The sequence below is a fragment of the Parashewanella tropica genome (genome assembly GCF_004358445.1).
In the GTDB taxonomy this organism is placed as follows: Bacteria; Pseudomonadota; Gammaproteobacteria; order Enterobacterales; family Shewanellaceae; genus Parashewanella; species Parashewanella tropica.
Map to the genome: position 1 here is coordinate 2,139,475 of NZ_CP037951.1, position 17,006 is coordinate 2,156,480.

The following is a 17,006-nucleotide window of genomic DNA, read 5'->3' on the forward strand; positions in this document are numbered from 1 at the left end:
TCGTTGGCTTTTGCTCCTGCGTCGCAAAGTATAAGCCAACGTTTTCCGCCCGTTAATGCGGCGTTAGGGCTCAATTAAACTAAACATCTCAACTGTATATAAGGGAATAATGGTGAAAATAAAAAAGACAATCGCATTGGTAATTTCTTTTGGAATTAGCATAGCTAATCCTGCTCTTGCAAATGGTGACCAGAGCTTATTAAAGTCTTTTCACGAATATGGAATTTCAAAATGTGACAGGTTTATACTTGAAAATAGCAAGCTTAAAAGTAACTGGAATTTTTTCATAGATAAACATGTAGGTGGTATTGACGGACCTGCAACCGAAGTAACGGTTACACAGATTTTTGGTTCTAAAGGAGATACTGTAAAAACCGATGCTACTTATATTCAAACTTCAAAAAAGTGTTTTTTAAGGAAAACTTGGACTCTAACTTTCCCTGGGGCATGTTCAGAGAACATTGATGGTAATGCTTGGTATATATCCAAAAAAATGCCTAATAAAGATTATACAACATATAAAAATGCAGGTGGAATAGAACTTCATGCGAAAGAAATTTCAATGGGAAATTTCAAAGCATGTGTACAAGAAGGTTCACTTCGAAAAAGTGGCTCTCACGGCTAAAGCCCTAACAAGCGCTTCAACAAGGACAAACACTGGTTGGCTCCTGCGCTCCGCTTCGGATTTTAGCCAACCAGCATTTGCCTGTTAAGCGAGCGTTATAAGACTAATGAAAACACCTGAACCTAAACTATTAAATGTCGAATCTAAATTTAAAACAGATCGAAGTATTTATGTAGATGAAATAAGATTTAGTGATAACGGCTTGGATGTTTATGTAAACTCCATTAATTGGCAAGTTAAGGTCAACTTTGATTGTATTTATGGGTTCAGAGTGCTCGATGAAGGTGATTTGGGAGAGTTTTGGTCAGAATGTAATTTAACTGTTGGTTGGTGTTTTGAGGTTACTGAAGGTGGCTGGACTTCTTTAGAGAATTCAAGACCTCATTTTATAACTGGTAAATTATATAATCCAAGAGAATTCCTTATCATTGGCCTTAATGAGTGTGTGTCAATTCTTACGCACGAACCACCGTCGATAACCGATAAGTCGTCTTATAACAAGCGCTTCAACAAGGACAATGTAGTTGCCCCACTTTAGTGGACACTTCCTTATCATTATAAGGAAGTGGTTATGCCTAGATATACACGACCAAAAAAGACTTGGTTTTACCCTATCGATTTCAAAGTGAAAGCTGTCGAGTTAAGCTTGAGAGACGATGTCATGTCTAAGGATATTGCCCTAGCGTTAGACATTCACCCGCTTATGCTTTCCCGGTGGCGTAAAGAGTACCGCGAGGGCAAGTTCGATAATGTCCAGCGCTATCAAAGCGATAGTGAGCTTATGAGAAAAGTCCCTAACAAAAAAGAACTCAATAAAATCAAACAGCTTCAAAAACAAGTTGACCGCTTGCAAAAGGAGAATGATTTACTAAAAAAGTGGCAACGGTATCTGGCGGAAGTTCATCAGAACGATTTAAATTCATCAAAGACAACGGAAAAAACTTAGGCATTAAGTACCTGTGTAATTGGCTTCATGTATCACGTAGTGGCTATTACGCTTGGCTTAAACGTCCTTTACCTCAGCACCACTTAGATGACATGCAATTGCTATCTAAAATCCAAATGACGTTTGAAAAGAGCCATCAAATCTATGGAAGCCCAAGAGTTTACGCCGCATTAAAAAGAGCGGGCATCAATACCAGTAGGAAACGGGTCGCTCGTTTGATGAAAAAAAATGGGTTAAAAGCCAGAGGAATTAAAACGTATGCTAAGCCCGCTAAAACTAAACTGTTCTATAAAGCCGTTGAGAATAAAAGAAAAGATAGAGCTAATCCGACAACAATAAACCAACTATGGTCTGGAGATATTACTTATCTCAAAGTGGGTCAGCACTGGCATTATTTAGCGGTTGTCTTAGATGTCTTTTCTCGGCGTATCATAGGCTGGGCTTTTGGGAAAAATAAAACTACTGAGCTGACACTTAAAGCATTAAAGACTGCACTTAAAAACAGGAAGACTGATAAAACCATTTTGTTTCATACCGATAGAGGGGCTGAGTATCGAGCCAAAGTGGTTCAAGCATTTCTGAAAAAACACCAGATTGAGCCGAGTATGAATCGACCTGGTCACTGTACAGACAATGCGGAAGTTGAGTCATTTTTTCATTCTATGAAAGGTGACATCATTAGAGGGAATAAGTTTAGAACCTTCAATGAGTTACTGAAGCCTTTAAAGAGTTACTTAAACTATTTCTATAATAGACAACGCTTACATTCAAGCTTAGGATATAGAACGCCTGTCGAATTTGAACAGGCAGTAATTTAAAGTGGAATGTGTCCACTTTTTCGGGGCAAGATCACAAATAGTGGTTGCCTCCTACGCTGCGCTTCGGATCTTAGCCAACCAATATTTGCCTGTTAAGCGGGCGTTATGCGTTATAAAAACTTCAATGATTTTAATGTTGTACCATACAAGGTTCAACTGCGGTAGCAATGGATATTCAGCTTAAATTCTGTTGCTGTAGATCAACCACGAAACCACACTATTCAATGTTGTTTCTGGTTGTTTTAAAAGTTATATAAATCAGCAAAATCATTGGTTATTTTGCAAAAAACAAATTTGGGCACACTCCAAAACGTCTGTAATATCAAAACGTAACTGGTGCGCCTAACAAGGCATTCAACAGGACGCAAAATCGTTGGCTTTGCTCCTGCGTCGCAAATTGTAGCCAACCATTTTCCGCCCGTTAATGCGGCGTTATGCACTTAATATTATGAAATACCTTCATTTGATGCTTTTGCTTTTATCTGTTCCTTCTTTCGCAGGTAACTTATGTGATGTAGTCAAAAGTAAAGGTGAAGGTCATTGGCCTTTACCAGAAAATGCTTTTACCAAAAATGCAGCTAGCAAAGCCGCCAATGAGCTTAAACTTTTGGTACATAAACTTGATGATTCTGATTACTATTTAGAAGCTGAAAATGCGTTTATGTATATTCGTGGCTATGCCTTAAAAACATACGCTCACAATTCAATTAAAAGCAAATCTAAATTTGCAAAATCTCATTTAACCGACTGGTGTAAATTCATTAAAAATGAAGCTTATATCCGGCACTAGTGCATAACAAGGCATTCAACAGGACGCAAAATCGTTGGCTTTGCGCCTGCGTCGCAAATTGTAGCCAACAATTTTCCGCCCGTTAATGCGGCGTTAGGCTTTATTTAATGAATAAGGACGATTCAAATTGGAAGTTACTAAACTCTATTCACCAAATCAGATTGCTCTGGGTTCTTTTTGGGGTGGTCCCATTGCAGCCATTTATTTTTTATGGAAAAACTATTCAAGTATCGGGAAGAGTGAGTTAGCACAGAAAGCTCTCATATTTGGCGTATTATTTTTGGTATGCATGCTTGCCTTACTCCCTTTTTTACCTGAAAAATTTCCAAATATTATTATTCCGCTTTTATATTGCTTAACGGCAAAACAGATTGCTATAAAAACACAACTTGATAAACCTGAAATAGCTAGCAATGAAAGCTATTCATTTCAATCAAGCTGGAAAGTCTTTGGTATTGCGACACTTTATTTAATTTTATTTGCGGTTATCGGCTTTATTGCTTTTTTCACTATGGATATGTTCGGTGTAATCAGCTTATAGCCTAACAAGGCATTCAACAGGACGCAAAAACGTTTGGCTTTGCTCCTGCGTCGCAAATTTTAGCCAAACGTTTTGCGCCCGTTAATGCGGCGTTATATTTCTTCAGGTACCCAACCAAGCCTCTTTAAAGGGAATGATATGAGAATTATTGGAATATTATTATTAGCAACCTTCACTTCGGTTACCTATGCTAATGAACCACTTCCAAACATTCATGGGAAATGGCTTTGTCCTTTGGATTATGAAGAAGATGGAGTAACTTTTAAGGGACCTTCTTACGATGAATATGATCTTGAAAAAATGGTTTACTCCTTTTCCGAAACTGTCTCAATTTATATTGACTCTGCTGAGCCTATAGCTCAATACAAAGCGCAAGAAAAGGGAAAGTTACAATTCAAAAAAGGAAATCTAACATTCAATTTAGAGCAAATTAAATTTAAACCAGTTATTGATAAGGAAGGCATTCTTACAAAACAATTCTTTGATGCAGTTGAAAAGTCCTATCGAGAAACAAACCCGCCAATTAAGACTTTAAGTGTCAAAGATAATATTTGGTTGTCATTCGACCCCAAAACGCAAAAATCATCTGAATGCTACAAAATATAACAAGTGGTTCCAGGTGACGCCTACGGCGCACCTGAACCAAGCGTTATATGTACTAGGAAAGTATGAGTATAACTAAGGCATTTAAAATTTATGCTTTATGGCTATCGCTAGCCATTATCGCAATAGCAATACTCTTTTGGTCTCAGCCTATGATTGGCGGCTCACTTTTATTGACGTTTTTTTCATTACTGTTTGTTGTTTTGGGTGCTCCAATTCAAATTATTTTAGCTTGGAAGTACCCAAATAAATCGATGTTTTCACAATTTCTATACTCGTGTACAGTAATTTTGTTTATCATACTTATAGTTGCTTCAACTGGAAAGTTTAACGTTACATAAATGTACATATAACAAGCGCTTCAACAAGGACAAATACTGGTTGGCTCCTACGCTGCGCTTCGGATTTTAGCCAACCAGCATTTGCCTGTTAAGCGGGCGTTATGAGTATTATGAAAATTTTATCGATATTGGTTCTAGTTTTATTTCCACTTAGCTCAATGGCTTGTTCTTCTCCTAAAGCTGGTTTCGGTTATCCGATGGAGAAGCTCATTGATCAATCTAAAAACATATTCTTGGTTCAAATGGTTAGTGTTGCTGAAGAAGGATTCACAAATACTTATTCATTAAAAGTTGTCGAAGTATTAAAAGGGAATGCTCCTGAAATAATCAATTTTGTTAACTATGGCAGCAAATATCAGGATAATGATTTTGATAACCATAATAATATAAAGTTTTGGGTTAAAGATAATATTGGTCGCTCTAAATGGCCTTGTTGTATTTGTGGACCAGACCACTCATTTAAAAAAGGTGTTAATTACTTATTTTTTCCAGATTTATTAGGCGCAATCAAGTCTGCAGAGATAGTTAACAACAAAAATGATAAATGGTATAAATTTGTTCAAAAAAGGATTAATCAGTAAATACTCATAACAAGCGCTTCAACAAGGACTAATACTGTATGGCTCCTACGCTGCGCTCCGGATTATAGCCATACAGTATTAGCCTGTTAAGCGGGCGTTATGCGTGGCTGCCACTCATTCGAGTTTGGTTGTTTGGGAAATTTGAGCAATTCAGTTTAAATCAGCGTTTACTAAAGCTCATTTGTGTTTTCGCCTTAATAGCGTCGTTACGCTAATAGGCGTCAACCTGTAAAGTAAGATCTTAATATCAATTGCGCCATTAGCTTGTTTGCTTACAAAAAATGGCTCAAATAGTCACTGCCATTTGGTCGTGGCAGTAAAATTATTCAAGGGTATTACGTGCCCTAACCTATTGGGTTTAAAGTAACTTCGCATAACAAGGCATTCAACAGGACGCAAAATCGTTGGCTTTTGCTCCTGCGTCGCAAAGTATAAGCCAACGTTTTGCGCCTGTTAATGCGGCGTTATATGCTAAGGAAGTTATTTTGTATCTTTACAGAGGAATGAATTCAACAATGTATAAAGAATTGGAGGGAAAACTCATTCCTAAAAAATTCGGTGAGAGTTTTTCCTCTGTTCCTTGTGCTGGCGACCCGCATGCAGAATGTGGGAGCGGCATCGTTGCTGGAGATGCAACAATTAACGAAGTTATCTTTCATCAATGGGGACAGAAAGGTTTCCCAACATCAGGTATTTCAACAACCCCAAATAAAGAACGCGCAAGGTTTTATGCGCTGTCAGGCGGTGAAAATACTGAAGGTTATATTTTCAAACTATCAATTGAAAATTTAAAAAATGAAAATGTCTCAATCCATAAAGTAAATGCTTTAGTGACAAATCCATCAATACCTGAAGATGACGAGCATATACTTGTAGCAAAAGATTTTTTGGAAATACCAAAAAGCGCAATTGTATCTATAGAAAAAGTGTAGGCATATAACAAGCAATTCAACAGGGACAAATACTGTTTGGCTTTTGTCGCTTCGCTCCAAAATTATAGCCAAACACTATTTGCCCGTTAATTGGGCGTTAGGTGCCTAAATTGAAAAGGGAAATTTCATCATGGGATTCAAATTTTGGCTTGTTCGAGCAACTAGCGTATTTACAGTTGTCTTTTTGTTGTTAACCGTAATTTATTATTTCAAAGGTTATGAAACCAACCAAGCTATTTTGTCTGCAGCAGTTTGGTCATTTTTAGCAACAAGTGTTTTTATCTGCACAAGGCTCTACCATTCTAAAAAAGGTCGTAGTTGTGCAATTTGTAATGACACGCCAGATAAATCAAACCCCGGCTCCTAACAAGCAGTTCAACAGGGACAATGTAGTTGCCCCACTTTAGTGGACACTTCCTTATCATTATAAGGAAGTGGTTATGCCTAGATATACACGACCAAAAAAGACTTGGTTTTACCCTATCGATTTCAAAGTGAAAGCTGTCGAGTTAAGCTTGAGAGACGATGTCATGTCTAAGGATATTGCCCTAGCGTTAGACATTCACCCGCTTATGCTTTCCCGGTGGCGTAAAGAGTACCGCGAGGGCAAGTTCGATAATGTCCAGCGCTATCAAAGCGATAGTGAGCTTATGAGAAAAGTCCCTAACAAAAAAGAACTCAATAAAATCAAACGGCTTCAAAAACAAGTTGACCGCTTGCAAAAGGAGAATGATTTACTAAAAAAGTGGCAACGGTATCTGGCGGAAGTTCATCAGAACGATTTAAATTCATCAAAGACAACGGAAAAAACTTAGGCATTAAGTACCTGTGTAATTGGCTTCATGTATCACGTAGTGGCTATTACACGGAAAGATTACGAAAGCTCTTACCCTGCAAGGATTTGAGCTAGGTAACTTGTACTCATTGCTGCTTTCTTTTGCTTTCTCTTTAAACCGGCTTTAAAGGTTGTTTCTTTATTGAGTAAATTCAGCGCTACATGACGTATGTTTGAAAACACTTCTGGTGCTTCACCTCGTCGTATACGACAATCATCCTCTCGCATCGCAACATCCAATTTCCAGTGAAGCTTATTTTCTATATGCCAATGCGACCTTACAGCTTCAGCAAACTTCTTCGGCGTTAATTTAGCTGAGCTAATGAAGTATCGAATTGTAGCGTCTGTGGGAACTTCACCTTCGTTATTTCTAAAGGAAATACTGATTCCCAATGTTTGTAGCCCTGGCCATTCAAAGCCTAAATCAACAAACTCTCCAAAAGTTTCACAGGTTATGTGCATTCGAGTTTCTTCACGCCCGTGTGCCTTTTCGTTTGTTGTAAAATATTCACCATTCCATTTCTGAAGTTTATCCATAGAGAAATGTTTGATAAAGGTTTCTTCTAAGCGCTTATGATTACCTTTTACTGCAAGCAAGTAGTCGGCATTTTTATCTAAGATTGTTTGAGCTATTTGCTTCTGACAGCCCATTGCATCAATGGTTACAATGCAACCTCTAATGTCTAATAGTTTTAGTAACTCTGGGATTGCTGTAATTTCGTTAGACTTTTCAGCCGTTTTTATTTGTCCAAGCACGACATTATTCGCTGTAGAAAAAGCACTCACCATATGAATAGGGCCAAGCCGCTTTGCTTTGTTATATGAACGACGAACGGTCTTACCGTCAATGGCGACAACATCGCCTTTAGTCACTTCATGACAAGCTTGCATCCAATCAATAAAACATTGTTGGAACTGCTTTGCACTAATGCTGCTAATCACTCTGGCAATGGTATCGTGAGCGGGAATTCCATTATCAAAATCTCCATAATTCTGAAGCCAGTCAAGTCGTTCATGACCGAAGTCTTCAACTTCTTCCCAACCTTCAGCACCAGCAATAACACCACAAATGGTGAGTAGCAAAATATCTGTTAGCTTGTGATCAATCTTCCAGTCCTGTCGTGGGTCTCTGATTGTAGAAAGTTGTTGAATCAAATCATGGCCGTTCATAAGAAATCTCATACTCTAAAAAGAAGTATAAGATCACAGTGAGATATAAAAGAAAAGCTAAATTTCTAAATCTGCGGAAAACTAGCTGTGACGGGGTGTTTCATGATCTTTCCCTAGTGGCTATTACGCTTGGCTTAAACGTCCTTTACCTCAGCACCACTTAGATGACATGCAATTGCTATCTAAAATCCAAATGACGTTTGAAAAGAGCCATCAAATCTATGGAAGCCCAAGAGTTTACGCCGCATTAAAAAGAGCGGGCATCAATACCAGTAGGAAACGGGTCGCTCGTTTGATGAAAAAAAATGGGTTAAAAGCCAGAGGAATTAAAACGTATGCTAAGCCCGCTAAAACTAAACTGTTCTATAAAGCCGTTGAGAATAAAAGAAAAGATAGAGCTAATCCGACAACAATAAACCAACTATGGTCTGGAGATATTACTTATCTCAAAGTGGGTCAGCACTGGCATTATTTAGCGGTTGTCTTAGATGTCTTTTCTCGGCGTATCATAGGCTGGGCTTTTGGGAAAAATAAAACTACTGAGCTGACACTTAAAGCATTAAAGACTGCACTTAAAAACAGGAAGACTGATAAAACCATTTTGTTTCATACCGATAGAGGGGCTGAGTATCGAGCCAAAGTGGTTCAAGCATTTCTGAAAAAACACCAGATTGAGCCGAGTATGAATCGACCTGGTCACTGTACAGACAATGCGGAAGTTGAGTCATTTTTTCATTCTATGAAAGGTGACATCATTAGAGGGAATAAGTTTAGAACCTTCAATGAGTTACTGAAGCCTTTAAAGAGTTACTTAAACTATTTCTATAATAGACAACGCTTACATTCAAGCTTAGGATATAGAACGCCTGTCGAATTTGAACAGGCAGTAATTTAAAGTGGAATGTGTCCACTTTTTCGGGGCAAGATCACAAATACTGTTTGGCTTTTGTCACTGCGTTCCAAAATTATTGCCAAACACCATTTGCCCGTTAACTGGGCGTTATGTAGCACTATGAAATCAACTATTATCGCTTTATTCTTATGTACAATAAGCTGTTACTGTCTTTCAGCTATAAAGGTAAAGTTTCAGGTTTCTTACTTAAAATTTGAAAATACTTTTGCTCTAAGTGCATCTGGTGATACTGATGTGGGCATGGACTTACTTGAAAGTTGGAAAAACAAAGTAAATGACATTTGCGGTAGTAAAAAAGCAGTCGTCATCATCAATAACGGTAATCCAATTATTCGCAACACTAGAGATAGCGACACTTACAGTAAAGTTAATGGCCAGTGGGTTCGTAATAAAGATAAAGCTAGTGTATATGGCATTGTAAGGTGCTCTGCTACATAACAAGCAGTTCAACAGGACAAATACTGTTTGGCTTTTGTCACTGCGTTCCAAAATTTTAGCCAAACACTATTTGCCCGTTAACTGGGCGTTATACGCTACCACTCGACAAGGTTGGATTCATTTGTTGCGGCAGACTTGCTGTCGTTATTTTTACAGCGTTTAGTAATTCTGTGTTTTCGCCTTTGCGTTCATTTTGTCGCTAATAGGCGTCAACCGATAAAATAAGGTCTCACTTTCATTTTGCGCCATTAGCTCGGTTTACTTCGCAGAAAGGCTCAAAATTCAAAGTACAATTGTGTCGTGGTAGAAAAGCATTCAAAAAAATTGTAAACTGGTAAATTGTTGTACTTAACCAACATTCGTATAACAAGGCATTCAACAGGACGCAAAATCGTTGGCTTTGCGCCTGCGTCGCAAATTATAGCCAACAATTTTCCGCCCGTTAATGCGGCGTTATCTGGTTTTGAACATGGAGGTGTCATTTGCAAATTTTTGTAGAATTCTTTTTAAATCTATTTGGCTTGTTTCCGTCTAAAGATATCGCTGAATCAGCAACCAAATCAAAAACACTAACAATTATGTTAATAGTCGGATTCATATTTTTTGCGGGATTCGCCTTCTTTTTATATAAAATGTCGCAATAATTGGCTGATTTAAACATCAACCAGATAACAAGCAGTTCAACAGGACAAATACTGTTTGGCTTTTGTCACTGCGTTCCAAAATTTTAGCCAAACACTATTTGCCCGTTAACTGGGCGTTATACGACTAAAGCAAACATTGGAGTTCACTTGAAATTAATAGGGATCTTAATTTTAACAGTTGCTTCATTTTTCGCTGGTAGCTTCTGGCAAAAATGGAGTTTTCACGAACACGATGTTGTAACGTTAACAGAAGCTTTAGAGTTACAAGCATCTCCAACTAATATTGGTACATTGCCAGCTGGTACAACCCTATATCCGTATTCTTACAAGGGTGAAGTTGCAACGTTTGTAGTATTTATAAATACTAAGCAGCTAAATAAACTTAAACCACAAAAGTTTAAGCATAATTTTACAGTCGCACCGATTAGTGCTTATTAAGCCGTCGTATAACAAGTGCATCAACAAGGACGCTGTAGTTGCCCCACTTTAGTGGACACTTCCTTATCATTATAAGGAAGTGGTTATGCCTAGATATACACGACCAAAAAAGACTTGGTTTTACCCTATCGATTTCAAAGTGAAAGCTGTCGAGTTAAGCTTGAGAGACGATGTCATGTCTAAGGATATTGCCCTAGCGTTAGACATTCACCCGCTTATGCTTTCCCGGTGGCGTAAAGAGTACCGCGAGGGCAAGTTCGATAATGTCCAGCGCTATCAAAGCGATAGTGAGCTTATGAGAAAAGTCCCTAACAAAAAAGAACTCAATAAAATCAAACAGCTTCAAAAACAAGTTGACCGCTTGCAAAAGGAGAATGATTTACTAAAAAAGTGGCAACGGTATCTGGCGGAAGTTCATCAGAACGATTTAAATTCATCAAAGACAACGGAAAAAACTTAGGCATTAAGTACCTGTGTAATTGGCTTCATGTATCACGTAGTGGCTATTACGCTTGGCTTAAACGTCCTTTACCTCAGCACCACTTAGATGACATGCAATTGCTATCTAAAATCCAAATGACGTTTGAAAAGAGCCATCAAATCTATGGAAGCCCAAGAGTTTACGCCGCATTAAAAAGAGCGGGCATCAATACCAGTAGGAAACGGGTCGCTCGTTTGATGAAAAAAAATGGGTTAAAAGCCAGAGGAATTAAAACGTATGCTAAGCCCGCTAAAACTAAACTGTTCTATAAAGCCGTTGAGAATAAAAGAAAAGATAGAGCTAATCCGACAACAATAAACCAACTATGGTCTGGAGATATTACTTATCTCAAAGTGGGTCAGCACTGGCATTATTTAGCGGTTGTCTTAGATGTCTTTTCTCGGCGTATCATAGGCTGGGCTTTTGGGAAAAATAAAACTACTGAGCTGACACTTAAAGCATTAAAGACTGCACTTAAAAACAGGAAGACTGATAAAACCATTTTGTTTCATACCGATAGAGGGGCTGAGTATCGAGCCAAAGTGGTTCAAGCATTTCTGAAAAAACACCAGATTGAGCCGAGTATGAATCGACCTGGTCACTGTACAGACAATGCGGAAGTTGAGTCATTTTTTCATTCTATGAAAGGTGACATCATTAGAGGGAATAAGTTTAGAACCTTCAATGAGTTACTGAAGCCTTTAAAGAGTTACTTAAACTATTTCTATAATAGACAACGCTTACATTCAAGCTTAGGATATAGAACGCCTGTCGAATTTGAACAGGCAGTAATTTAAAGTGGAATGTGTCCACTTTTTCGGGGCAAGATCACAAATACTGTTTGGCTTTTGTCACTTCGTTCCAAAATTATAGCCAAACACCATTTGCCCGTTAACTGGGCGTTATGTTTCAATCTGAAAGTTCTAACTTATATGGCTCAATGTGAAAAATGCAAGGCAAAGGTTGTCCCTCAAGAAGTTACTGTAACACTTAATAACTCATATTATATTTGCCCTGTTTGTAAGCATAAAATTAGTAGCTTCAGCTTTAAGCAAAAACTTAAGTACACAGGTGTAGTAATAATTCTAATTGTTTTATTTTTGCTATATCACCAAATCTAAGTTACAAAACTGGCTTGTTTGCAGTCAAAACATAACAAGCAATTCAACAGGACAAATACTGTTTGGCTTTTGTCGCTGCGCTCCAAATTTTAGCCAAACACCATTTGCCCGTTAATTGGGCGTTAGGGCATTCATGAAAATTCGAGCAGTTACCATTTTAGCGATATCCTTTCTTTTATGTGGATGTCCACCAAAAAGTTTACTGTTAAAGCAACAAGATATTCAGCGCATTGATGTTGGTTTATACGTGGATGGCACAGAAAAAATACTCCCTTCCAACGATGAGGTTAATGAGTTTGCTCTAGAAATTGAAGCTCTTTTTAAAAGGAAAGGGTTCAAACTAGCCAATTCTAGTGAATCATGGGGATTACAACCTCTAACTGGACATACAAAAAATTTAGGTTTTAGGTACCCTGACACTAATGCAGTCTATTGCTACGTTAAAATTTCAAAGAAAGAGTTTCAGGTTGAGTGTGTCGAATTAGAGAAAGAGCCACAAACAAATAAGTATGCAACTACTGCTAATGACCTAAAAGCCGTTAATGAAACAATCATTGCATTAAATGAAATTGCAAAAATAAAATTTGCTGGGCGTAGTGTACGTATTGCTACATTTGATCGCGCAGAAGTGCCCTAACAAGGCATTCAACAGGACGCAAAATCGTTGGCTTTTGCTCCTGCGTCGCAAAGTATAAGCCAACGTTTTGCGCCTGTTAATGCGGCGTTATGTGTCACAAAGGAAGTATGACATGGAAGAATTATTGATAGTTTTAGTGATACTAGGTTTTCTTTTCGTACTAAGCGAGTTATCAAGTACCAAATATAAGTTAAAACTTATAGAGTCTAAATTAAATGTTCTCTTAGAAAAAAATGGTATCTCAGCAAATGGAAGTGAGTTTGTTCCCATTGAAGTGCAGTATGCGTTAAAAAATGGTAAAAAAATTAGAGCTATTAGGTTGTATCGAGAGCATACGGGTGCAAGTTTAATTGAAGCGCAGAAAGCGATTAATGATTATTTAGCAAACACATAACAAGCAGTTCAACAGGACAAATACTGTTTGGCTTTTGTCACTGCGTTCCAAAATTTTAGCCAAACACCATTTGCCCGTTAACTGGGCGTTATAAAGCACGGAGAGGCTGATGAAACATTCTATCGCGCTGTTATTATCAATATTAATTATTGGTTGTTCCAGCAAACCAAAAGTCGAAGAGGTTTCGTTTTGCTTTAACTCCAGAGAAGAAGCACGCAATACTGGTATTTATCTAATGGATAATGGTTTCACTAAACGAACACGTTATTTAATTGATGGTACTTTCCAACCAATATCTGGTTTGGGGTTATTATGGGATGGTTTTGTCAAAACAGGTAAATGCTCAAACTCACCTGCTGCGTTAAAAATATCCTACCAACCCAAAAACAATGTTTCTTTTTCAAACCAAGTAATGTCATCGGCAGTCACTACTTACAAAGTTATGCTTCGTGAGAAAAGTGCTTTATAACAAGCAGTTCAACAGGACAAATACTGTTTGGCTTTTGTCGCTGCGCTCCAAATTTTAGCCAAACACCATTTGCCCGTTAACTGGGCGTTAGTTTTCAATAAATACAAGGAGAGTTATATGAAAAAGTTGAGCATTTTTCTTATGTCAGTATTTACAATTTTCGGCTGTTCTAATATTTATGAGCCCCAAAGGAATAATCAAATTAGTGAACTTGTAAAAACAAAGAGCCCAAAATGGTGTCAAGAGAATTATTTCTCTGCTTCAGTTTCATCTCAGCAACGGACGGTTAACTCCAAATATTGCGATGAGAAAAAAAGGCAACAAGTAATCAATAAAATTACATCCGCTACAGAAAAAAACTAACAAGCGCTTCAACAAGGACAAATACTGGTTGGCTCCTACGCTGCGCTTCGGATTATAGCCAACCACCATTTGCCTGTTAAGCGGGCGTTAGGTGGCGAGGTGCAACTACCCTTTTCCATCCATATAATTCAGGAATTATGAGTTTATTGGTTTGTGTATGCTCGATAAACAACCAGAGTAGGGAAAGATCATGAAACACCCCGTCACAGCTAGTTTTCCGCAGATTTAGAAATTTAGCTTTTCTTTTATATCTCACTGTGATCTTATACTTCTTTTTAGAGTATGAGATTTCTTATGAACGGCCATGATTTGATTCAACAACTTTCTACAATCAGAGACCCACGACAGGACTGGAAGATTGATCACAAGCTAACAGATATTTTGCTACTCACCATTTGTGGTGTTATTGCTGGTGCTGAAGGTTGGGAAGAAGTTGAAGACTTCGGTCATGAACGACTTGACTGGCTTCAGAATTATGGAGATTTTGATAATGGAATTCCCGCTCACGATACCATTGCCAGAGTGATTAGCAGCATTAGTGCAAAGCAGTTCCAACAATGTTTTATTGATTGGATGCAAGCTTGTCATGAAGTGACTAAAGGCGATGTTGTCGCCATTGACGGTAAGACCGTTCGTCGTTCATATAACAAAGCAAAGCGGCTTGGCCCTATTCATATGGTGAGTGCTTTTTATACAGCGAATAATGTCGTGCTTGGACAAATAAAAACGGCTGAAAAGTCTAACGAAATTACAGCAATCCCAGAGTTACTAAAACTATTAGACATTAGAGGTTGCATTGTAACCATTGATGCAATGGGCTGTCAGAAGCAAATAGCTCAAACAATCTTAGATAAAATACCGACTACTTGCTTGCAGTAAAAGGTAATCATAAGCGCTTAGAAGAAACCTTTATCAAACATTTCTCTATGGATAAACTTCAGAAATGGAATGGTGAATATTTTACAACAAACGAAAAGGCACACGGGCGTGAAGAAACTCGAATGCACATAACCTGTGAAACTTTTGGAGAGTTTGTTGATTTAGGCTTTGAATGGCCAGGGCTACAAACATTGGGAATCAGTATTTCCTTTAGAAATAACGAAGGTGAAGTTCCCACAGACGCTACAATTCGATACTTCATTAGCTCAGCTAAATTAACGCCGAAGAAGTTTGCTGAAGCTGTAAGGTCGCATTGGCATATAGAAAATAAGCTTCACTGGAAATTGGATGTTGCGATGCGAGAGGATGATTGTCGTATACGACGAGGTGAAGCACCAGAAGTGTTTTCAAACATACGTCATGTAGCGCTGAATTTACTCAATAAAGAAACAACCTTTAAAGCCGGTTTAAAGAGAAAGCAAAAGAAAGCAGCAATGAGTACAAGTTACCTAGCTCAAGTCCTTGCAGGGCAAGAGCTTTCGTAATCTTTCCGTGAAAGCGATAGTGAGCTTATGAGAAAAGTCCCTAACAAAAAAGAACTCAATAAAATCAAACAGCTTCAAAAACAAGTTGACCGCTTGCAAAAGGAGAATGAATTACTAAAAAAGTGGCAACGGTATCTGGCGGAAGTTCATCAGAACGATTTAAATTCATCAAAGACAACGGAAAAAACTTAGGCATTAAGTACCTGTGTAATTGGCTTCATGTATCACGTAGTGGCTATTACGCTTGGCTTAAACGTCCTTTACCTCAGCACCACTTAGATGACATGCAATTGCTATCTAAAATCCAAATGACGTTTGAAAAGAGCCATCAAATCTATGGAAGCCCAAGAGTTTACGCCGCATTAAAAAGAGCGGGCATCAATACCAGTAGGAAACGGGTCGCTCGTTTGATGAAAGAAAATGGGTTAAAAGCCAGAGGAATTAAAACGTATGCTAAGCCCGCTAAAACTAAACTGTTCTATAAAGCCGTTGAGAATAAAAGAAAAGATAGAGCTAATCCGACAACAATAAACCAACTATGGTCTGGAGATATTACTTATCTCAAAGTGGGTCAGCACTGGCATTATTTAGCGGTTGTCTTAGATGTCTTTTCTCGGCGTATCATAGGCTGGGCTTTTGGGAAAAATAAAACTACTGAGCTGACACTTAAAGCATTAAAGACTGCACTTAAAAACAGGAAGACTGATAAAACCATTTTGTTTCATACCGATAGAGGGGCTGTGTAGTTGCCCCACTTTAGTGGACACTTCCTTATCATTATGACGAAATGGTTACTTCTGGATATAAACATAGTCCCCCTTCTCTATTTCATTGCACCTACCTTACTTATGCACTCCCCTTCAAAAATCATCAAAATTAGCTTGCTCAATACTTCTAAAACCTCCAAAATAACTCGCAAAACTATGGAGCAAGTTATTGATTAATAAACACTGTGAATTCAGTAAATTCAGTGTTTTCAGTAAATTATTTAGAGCTCAAAACCTGTATTTTTGATTAAAATACAATGAGTTAACTAGCAATAGAACACTATCTTGACATGGTAGGGGTCGGTGGTTCGAATCCACTCGGTTGTACCATTATCTTCCTGATTTAATACAAGTTTTTCTGTTAAATTATTAACAAATATTTCAATGCGCAAAATCGGCGCAAAACTCGCGCAAAACCCCTACCCTTTATTAAGTAATTTTTTCTTAAATATTCTCTGTTCTAAAAAGTAGTTTTACTAGCTCAACGTTTGAATATGGCTAAATTGAGGAAAAGATATCTAGAACGGTTTTACAGCACAACTTCCTTGAATACTCCAAAAAGCCTATACATCTATTTATCAGGTTATTTGGCCTTTGTGTCCTTTCTAACATTGCGTAAGCAATTTCAGGGTAACGAAGGTGATTAGTTCACTTAACTAACCACAATCTATTGTAAACAATGAATATTTAGACAGTTCGTTCTATTCTGTTAAGGGTGATCTCTTGGATAATATA

The 17,006-nt window shown here is 37.9% G+C and carries 16 protein-coding genes, 1 tRNA gene and 4 pseudogenes; 20 read left to right on the plus strand and 1 reads right to left on the minus strand.

Annotated features, from left to right (window positions below; translation table 11 throughout):
- The first annotated feature begins 109 nt into the window (after positions 1 to 109).
- From E2H97_RS09420 to E2H97_RS09465, 10 genes and pseudogenes are all read left to right on the plus strand, one after another.
- Positions 110 to 625: a hypothetical protein gene (locus E2H97_RS09420; RefSeq protein WP_133406907.1), complete on the plus strand. Its 516-nt coding sequence runs from the start codon at positions 110 to 112 to the stop codon at positions 623 to 625.
- 106 nt (positions 626 to 731) lie between these two features.
- Positions 732 to 1,163, plus strand: a complete 432-nt coding sequence (locus E2H97_RS09425) for a hypothetical protein (RefSeq protein WP_133406908.1) — start codon at positions 732 to 734, stop codon at positions 1,161 to 1,163.
- Between the two features lie 33 nt (positions 1,164 to 1,196).
- Positions 1,197 to 2,389 (plus strand): IS3 family transposase gene (locus tag E2H97_RS09430; RefSeq protein WP_133406885.1). Its coding sequence is split into 2 segments (ribosomal slippage): positions 1,197 to 1,502 and positions 1,505 to 2,389, totalling 1,191 coding nucleotides; the frame shifts between segments, so codons are not numbered across the junction.
- Positions 2,390 to 2,837: 448 nt separating this feature from the next.
- Positions 2,838 to 3,179 (plus strand): hypothetical protein, encoded by a 342-nt coding sequence (locus tag E2H97_RS09435; protein ID WP_133406909.1) that lies wholly within the window; start codon positions 2,838 to 2,840, stop codon positions 3,177 to 3,179.
- Between the two features lie 127 nt (positions 3,180 to 3,306).
- Positions 3,307 to 3,720 (plus strand): hypothetical protein, encoded by a 414-nt coding sequence (locus tag E2H97_RS09440; protein ID WP_133406523.1) that lies wholly within the window; start codon positions 3,307 to 3,309, stop codon positions 3,718 to 3,720.
- Positions 3,721 to 3,858: 138 nt separating this feature from the next.
- Positions 3,859 to 4,326 (plus strand): hypothetical protein, encoded by a 468-nt coding sequence (locus E2H97_RS09445; RefSeq protein ID WP_133406910.1) that lies wholly within the window; start codon positions 3,859 to 3,861, stop codon positions 4,324 to 4,326.
- A 439-nt stretch (positions 4,327 to 4,765) separates the two neighbouring features.
- A complete protein-coding gene (locus E2H97_RS09450; protein WP_133406911.1) occupies positions 4,766 to 5,245 on the plus strand; it encodes a hypothetical protein in 480 nt (159 codons plus the stop codon).
- Positions 5,246 to 5,649: 404 nt separating this feature from the next.
- Complete coding sequence (locus E2H97_RS09455; protein ID WP_218938207.1) at positions 5,650 to 6,177, plus strand: hypothetical protein; 528 nt, start codon at positions 5,650 to 5,652, stop codon at positions 6,175 to 6,177.
- Positions 6,178 to 6,307: 130 nt separating this feature from the next.
- The gene (locus E2H97_RS09460; protein ID WP_133406912.1) at positions 6,308 to 6,544 is read left to right on the plus strand and encodes a hypothetical protein; all 237 of its coding nucleotides are present in this window, start codon (positions 6,308 to 6,310) and stop codon (positions 6,542 to 6,544) included.
- A gap of 73 nt (positions 6,545 to 6,617) precedes the next feature.
- Positions 6,618 to 7,057 (plus strand): annotated as a pseudogene (locus E2H97_RS09465) (transposase); the annotation flags it as partial.
- 6 nt (positions 7,058 to 7,063) lie between these two features.
- Here E2H97_RS09465 and E2H97_RS09470 read toward each other — a convergent pair.
- A complete protein-coding gene (locus E2H97_RS09470) occupies positions 7,064 to 8,182 on the minus strand; it encodes an ISAs1 family transposase (RefSeq protein WP_133408610.1) in 1,119 nt (372 codons plus the stop codon).
- 115 nt (positions 8,183 to 8,297) lie between these two features.
- Here E2H97_RS09470 and E2H97_RS09475 point away from each other — a divergent pair.
- The 10 genes and pseudogenes from E2H97_RS09475 to E2H97_RS09520 all read left to right on the plus strand — a co-directional run.
- Positions 8,298 to 9,077, plus strand: a pseudogene (locus E2H97_RS09475) (IS3 family transposase); the annotation flags it as partial.
- 117 nt (positions 9,078 to 9,194) lie between these two features.
- On the plus strand, positions 9,195 to 9,533 hold the full coding sequence (locus E2H97_RS09480; RefSeq protein ID WP_133406914.1) for a hypothetical protein: 339 nt from the start codon (positions 9,195 to 9,197) through the stop codon (positions 9,531 to 9,533).
- 791 nt (positions 9,534 to 10,324) lie between these two features.
- Positions 10,325 to 10,615 carry a hypothetical protein gene (locus E2H97_RS09485; RefSeq protein WP_133406915.1) on the plus strand — a complete coding sequence of 97 codons (291 nt, stop codon included), beginning with the start codon at positions 10,325 to 10,327 and terminating at the stop codon, positions 10,613 to 10,615.
- A gap of 85 nt (positions 10,616 to 10,700) precedes the next feature.
- Positions 10,701 to 11,893, plus strand: a protein-coding gene (locus E2H97_RS09490) for an IS3 family transposase (RefSeq protein ID WP_133406885.1) whose coding sequence is annotated in 2 segments (ribosomal slippage) — positions 10,701 to 11,006 and positions 11,009 to 11,893 — 1,191 coding nt in all. Because the reading frame shifts where the segments join, the coding sequence is not laid out codon by codon here.
- Positions 11,894 to 12,350: 457 nt separating this feature from the next.
- Positions 12,351 to 12,854 carry a hypothetical protein gene (locus tag E2H97_RS09495; RefSeq protein ID WP_133406881.1) on the plus strand — a complete coding sequence of 168 codons (504 nt, stop codon included), beginning with the start codon at positions 12,351 to 12,353 and terminating at the stop codon, positions 12,852 to 12,854.
- 112 nt (positions 12,855 to 12,966) lie between these two features.
- Complete coding sequence (locus tag E2H97_RS09500) at positions 12,967 to 13,248, plus strand: hypothetical protein (protein ID WP_133406916.1); 282 nt, start codon at positions 12,967 to 12,969, stop codon at positions 13,246 to 13,248.
- Between the two features lie 109 nt (positions 13,249 to 13,357).
- A complete protein-coding gene (locus E2H97_RS09505) occupies positions 13,358 to 13,717 on the plus strand; it encodes a hypothetical protein (RefSeq protein WP_133406917.1) in 360 nt (119 codons plus the stop codon).
- 657 nt (positions 13,718 to 14,374) lie between these two features.
- Positions 14,375 to 15,504: pseudogene (locus E2H97_RS09510) on the plus strand (ISAs1 family transposase).
- 9 nt (positions 15,505 to 15,513) lie between these two features.
- Positions 15,514 to 16,244, plus strand: a pseudogene (locus tag E2H97_RS09515) (IS3 family transposase); the annotation flags it as partial.
- Between the two features lie 281 nt (positions 16,245 to 16,525).
- A tRNA-Val gene (locus E2H97_RS09520) sits at positions 16,526 to 16,601 on the plus strand.
- The last annotated feature ends 405 nt before the right edge of the window (positions 16,602 to 17,006 follow it).

Excerpts from the sequence above, each read along its gene's own strand:
- E2H97_RS09505 (WP_133406917.1), top strand. The coding sequence starts at position 13,358 with ATGAAACATTCTATCGCGCTGTTATTATCAATATTAATTATTGGTTGT.
- E2H97_RS09450 (WP_133406911.1), top strand. The coding sequence starts at position 4,766 with ATGAGTATTATGAAAATTTTATCGATATTGGTTCTAGTTTTATTTCCA.
- E2H97_RS09460 (WP_133406912.1), top strand. The coding sequence starts at position 6,308 with ATGGGATTCAAATTTTGGCTTGTTCGAGCAACTAGCGTATTTACAGTT.
- E2H97_RS09420 (WP_133406907.1), top strand. The coding sequence starts at position 110 with ATGGTGAAAATAAAAAAGACAATCGCATTGGTAATTTCTTTTGGAATT.
- E2H97_RS09500 (WP_133406916.1), top strand. The coding sequence starts at position 12,967 with ATGGAAGAATTATTGATAGTTTTAGTGATACTAGGTTTTCTTTTCGTA.
- E2H97_RS09425 (WP_133406908.1), top strand. The coding sequence starts at position 732 with ATGAAAACACCTGAACCTAAACTATTAAATGTCGAATCTAAATTTAAA.
- E2H97_RS09495 (WP_133406881.1), top strand. The coding sequence starts at position 12,351 with ATGAAAATTCGAGCAGTTACCATTTTAGCGATATCCTTTCTTTTATGT.
- E2H97_RS09470 (WP_133408610.1), bottom strand. The coding sequence starts at position 8,182 with ATGAACGGCCATGATTTGATTCAACAACTTTCTACAATCAGAGACCCA.
- E2H97_RS09445 (WP_133406910.1), top strand. The coding sequence starts at position 3,859 with ATGAGAATTATTGGAATATTATTATTAGCAACCTTCACTTCGGTTACC.
- E2H97_RS09480 (WP_133406914.1), top strand. The coding sequence starts at position 9,195 with ATGAAATCAACTATTATCGCTTTATTCTTATGTACAATAAGCTGTTAC.
- E2H97_RS09435 (WP_133406909.1), top strand. The coding sequence starts at position 2,838 with ATGAAATACCTTCATTTGATGCTTTTGCTTTTATCTGTTCCTTCTTTC.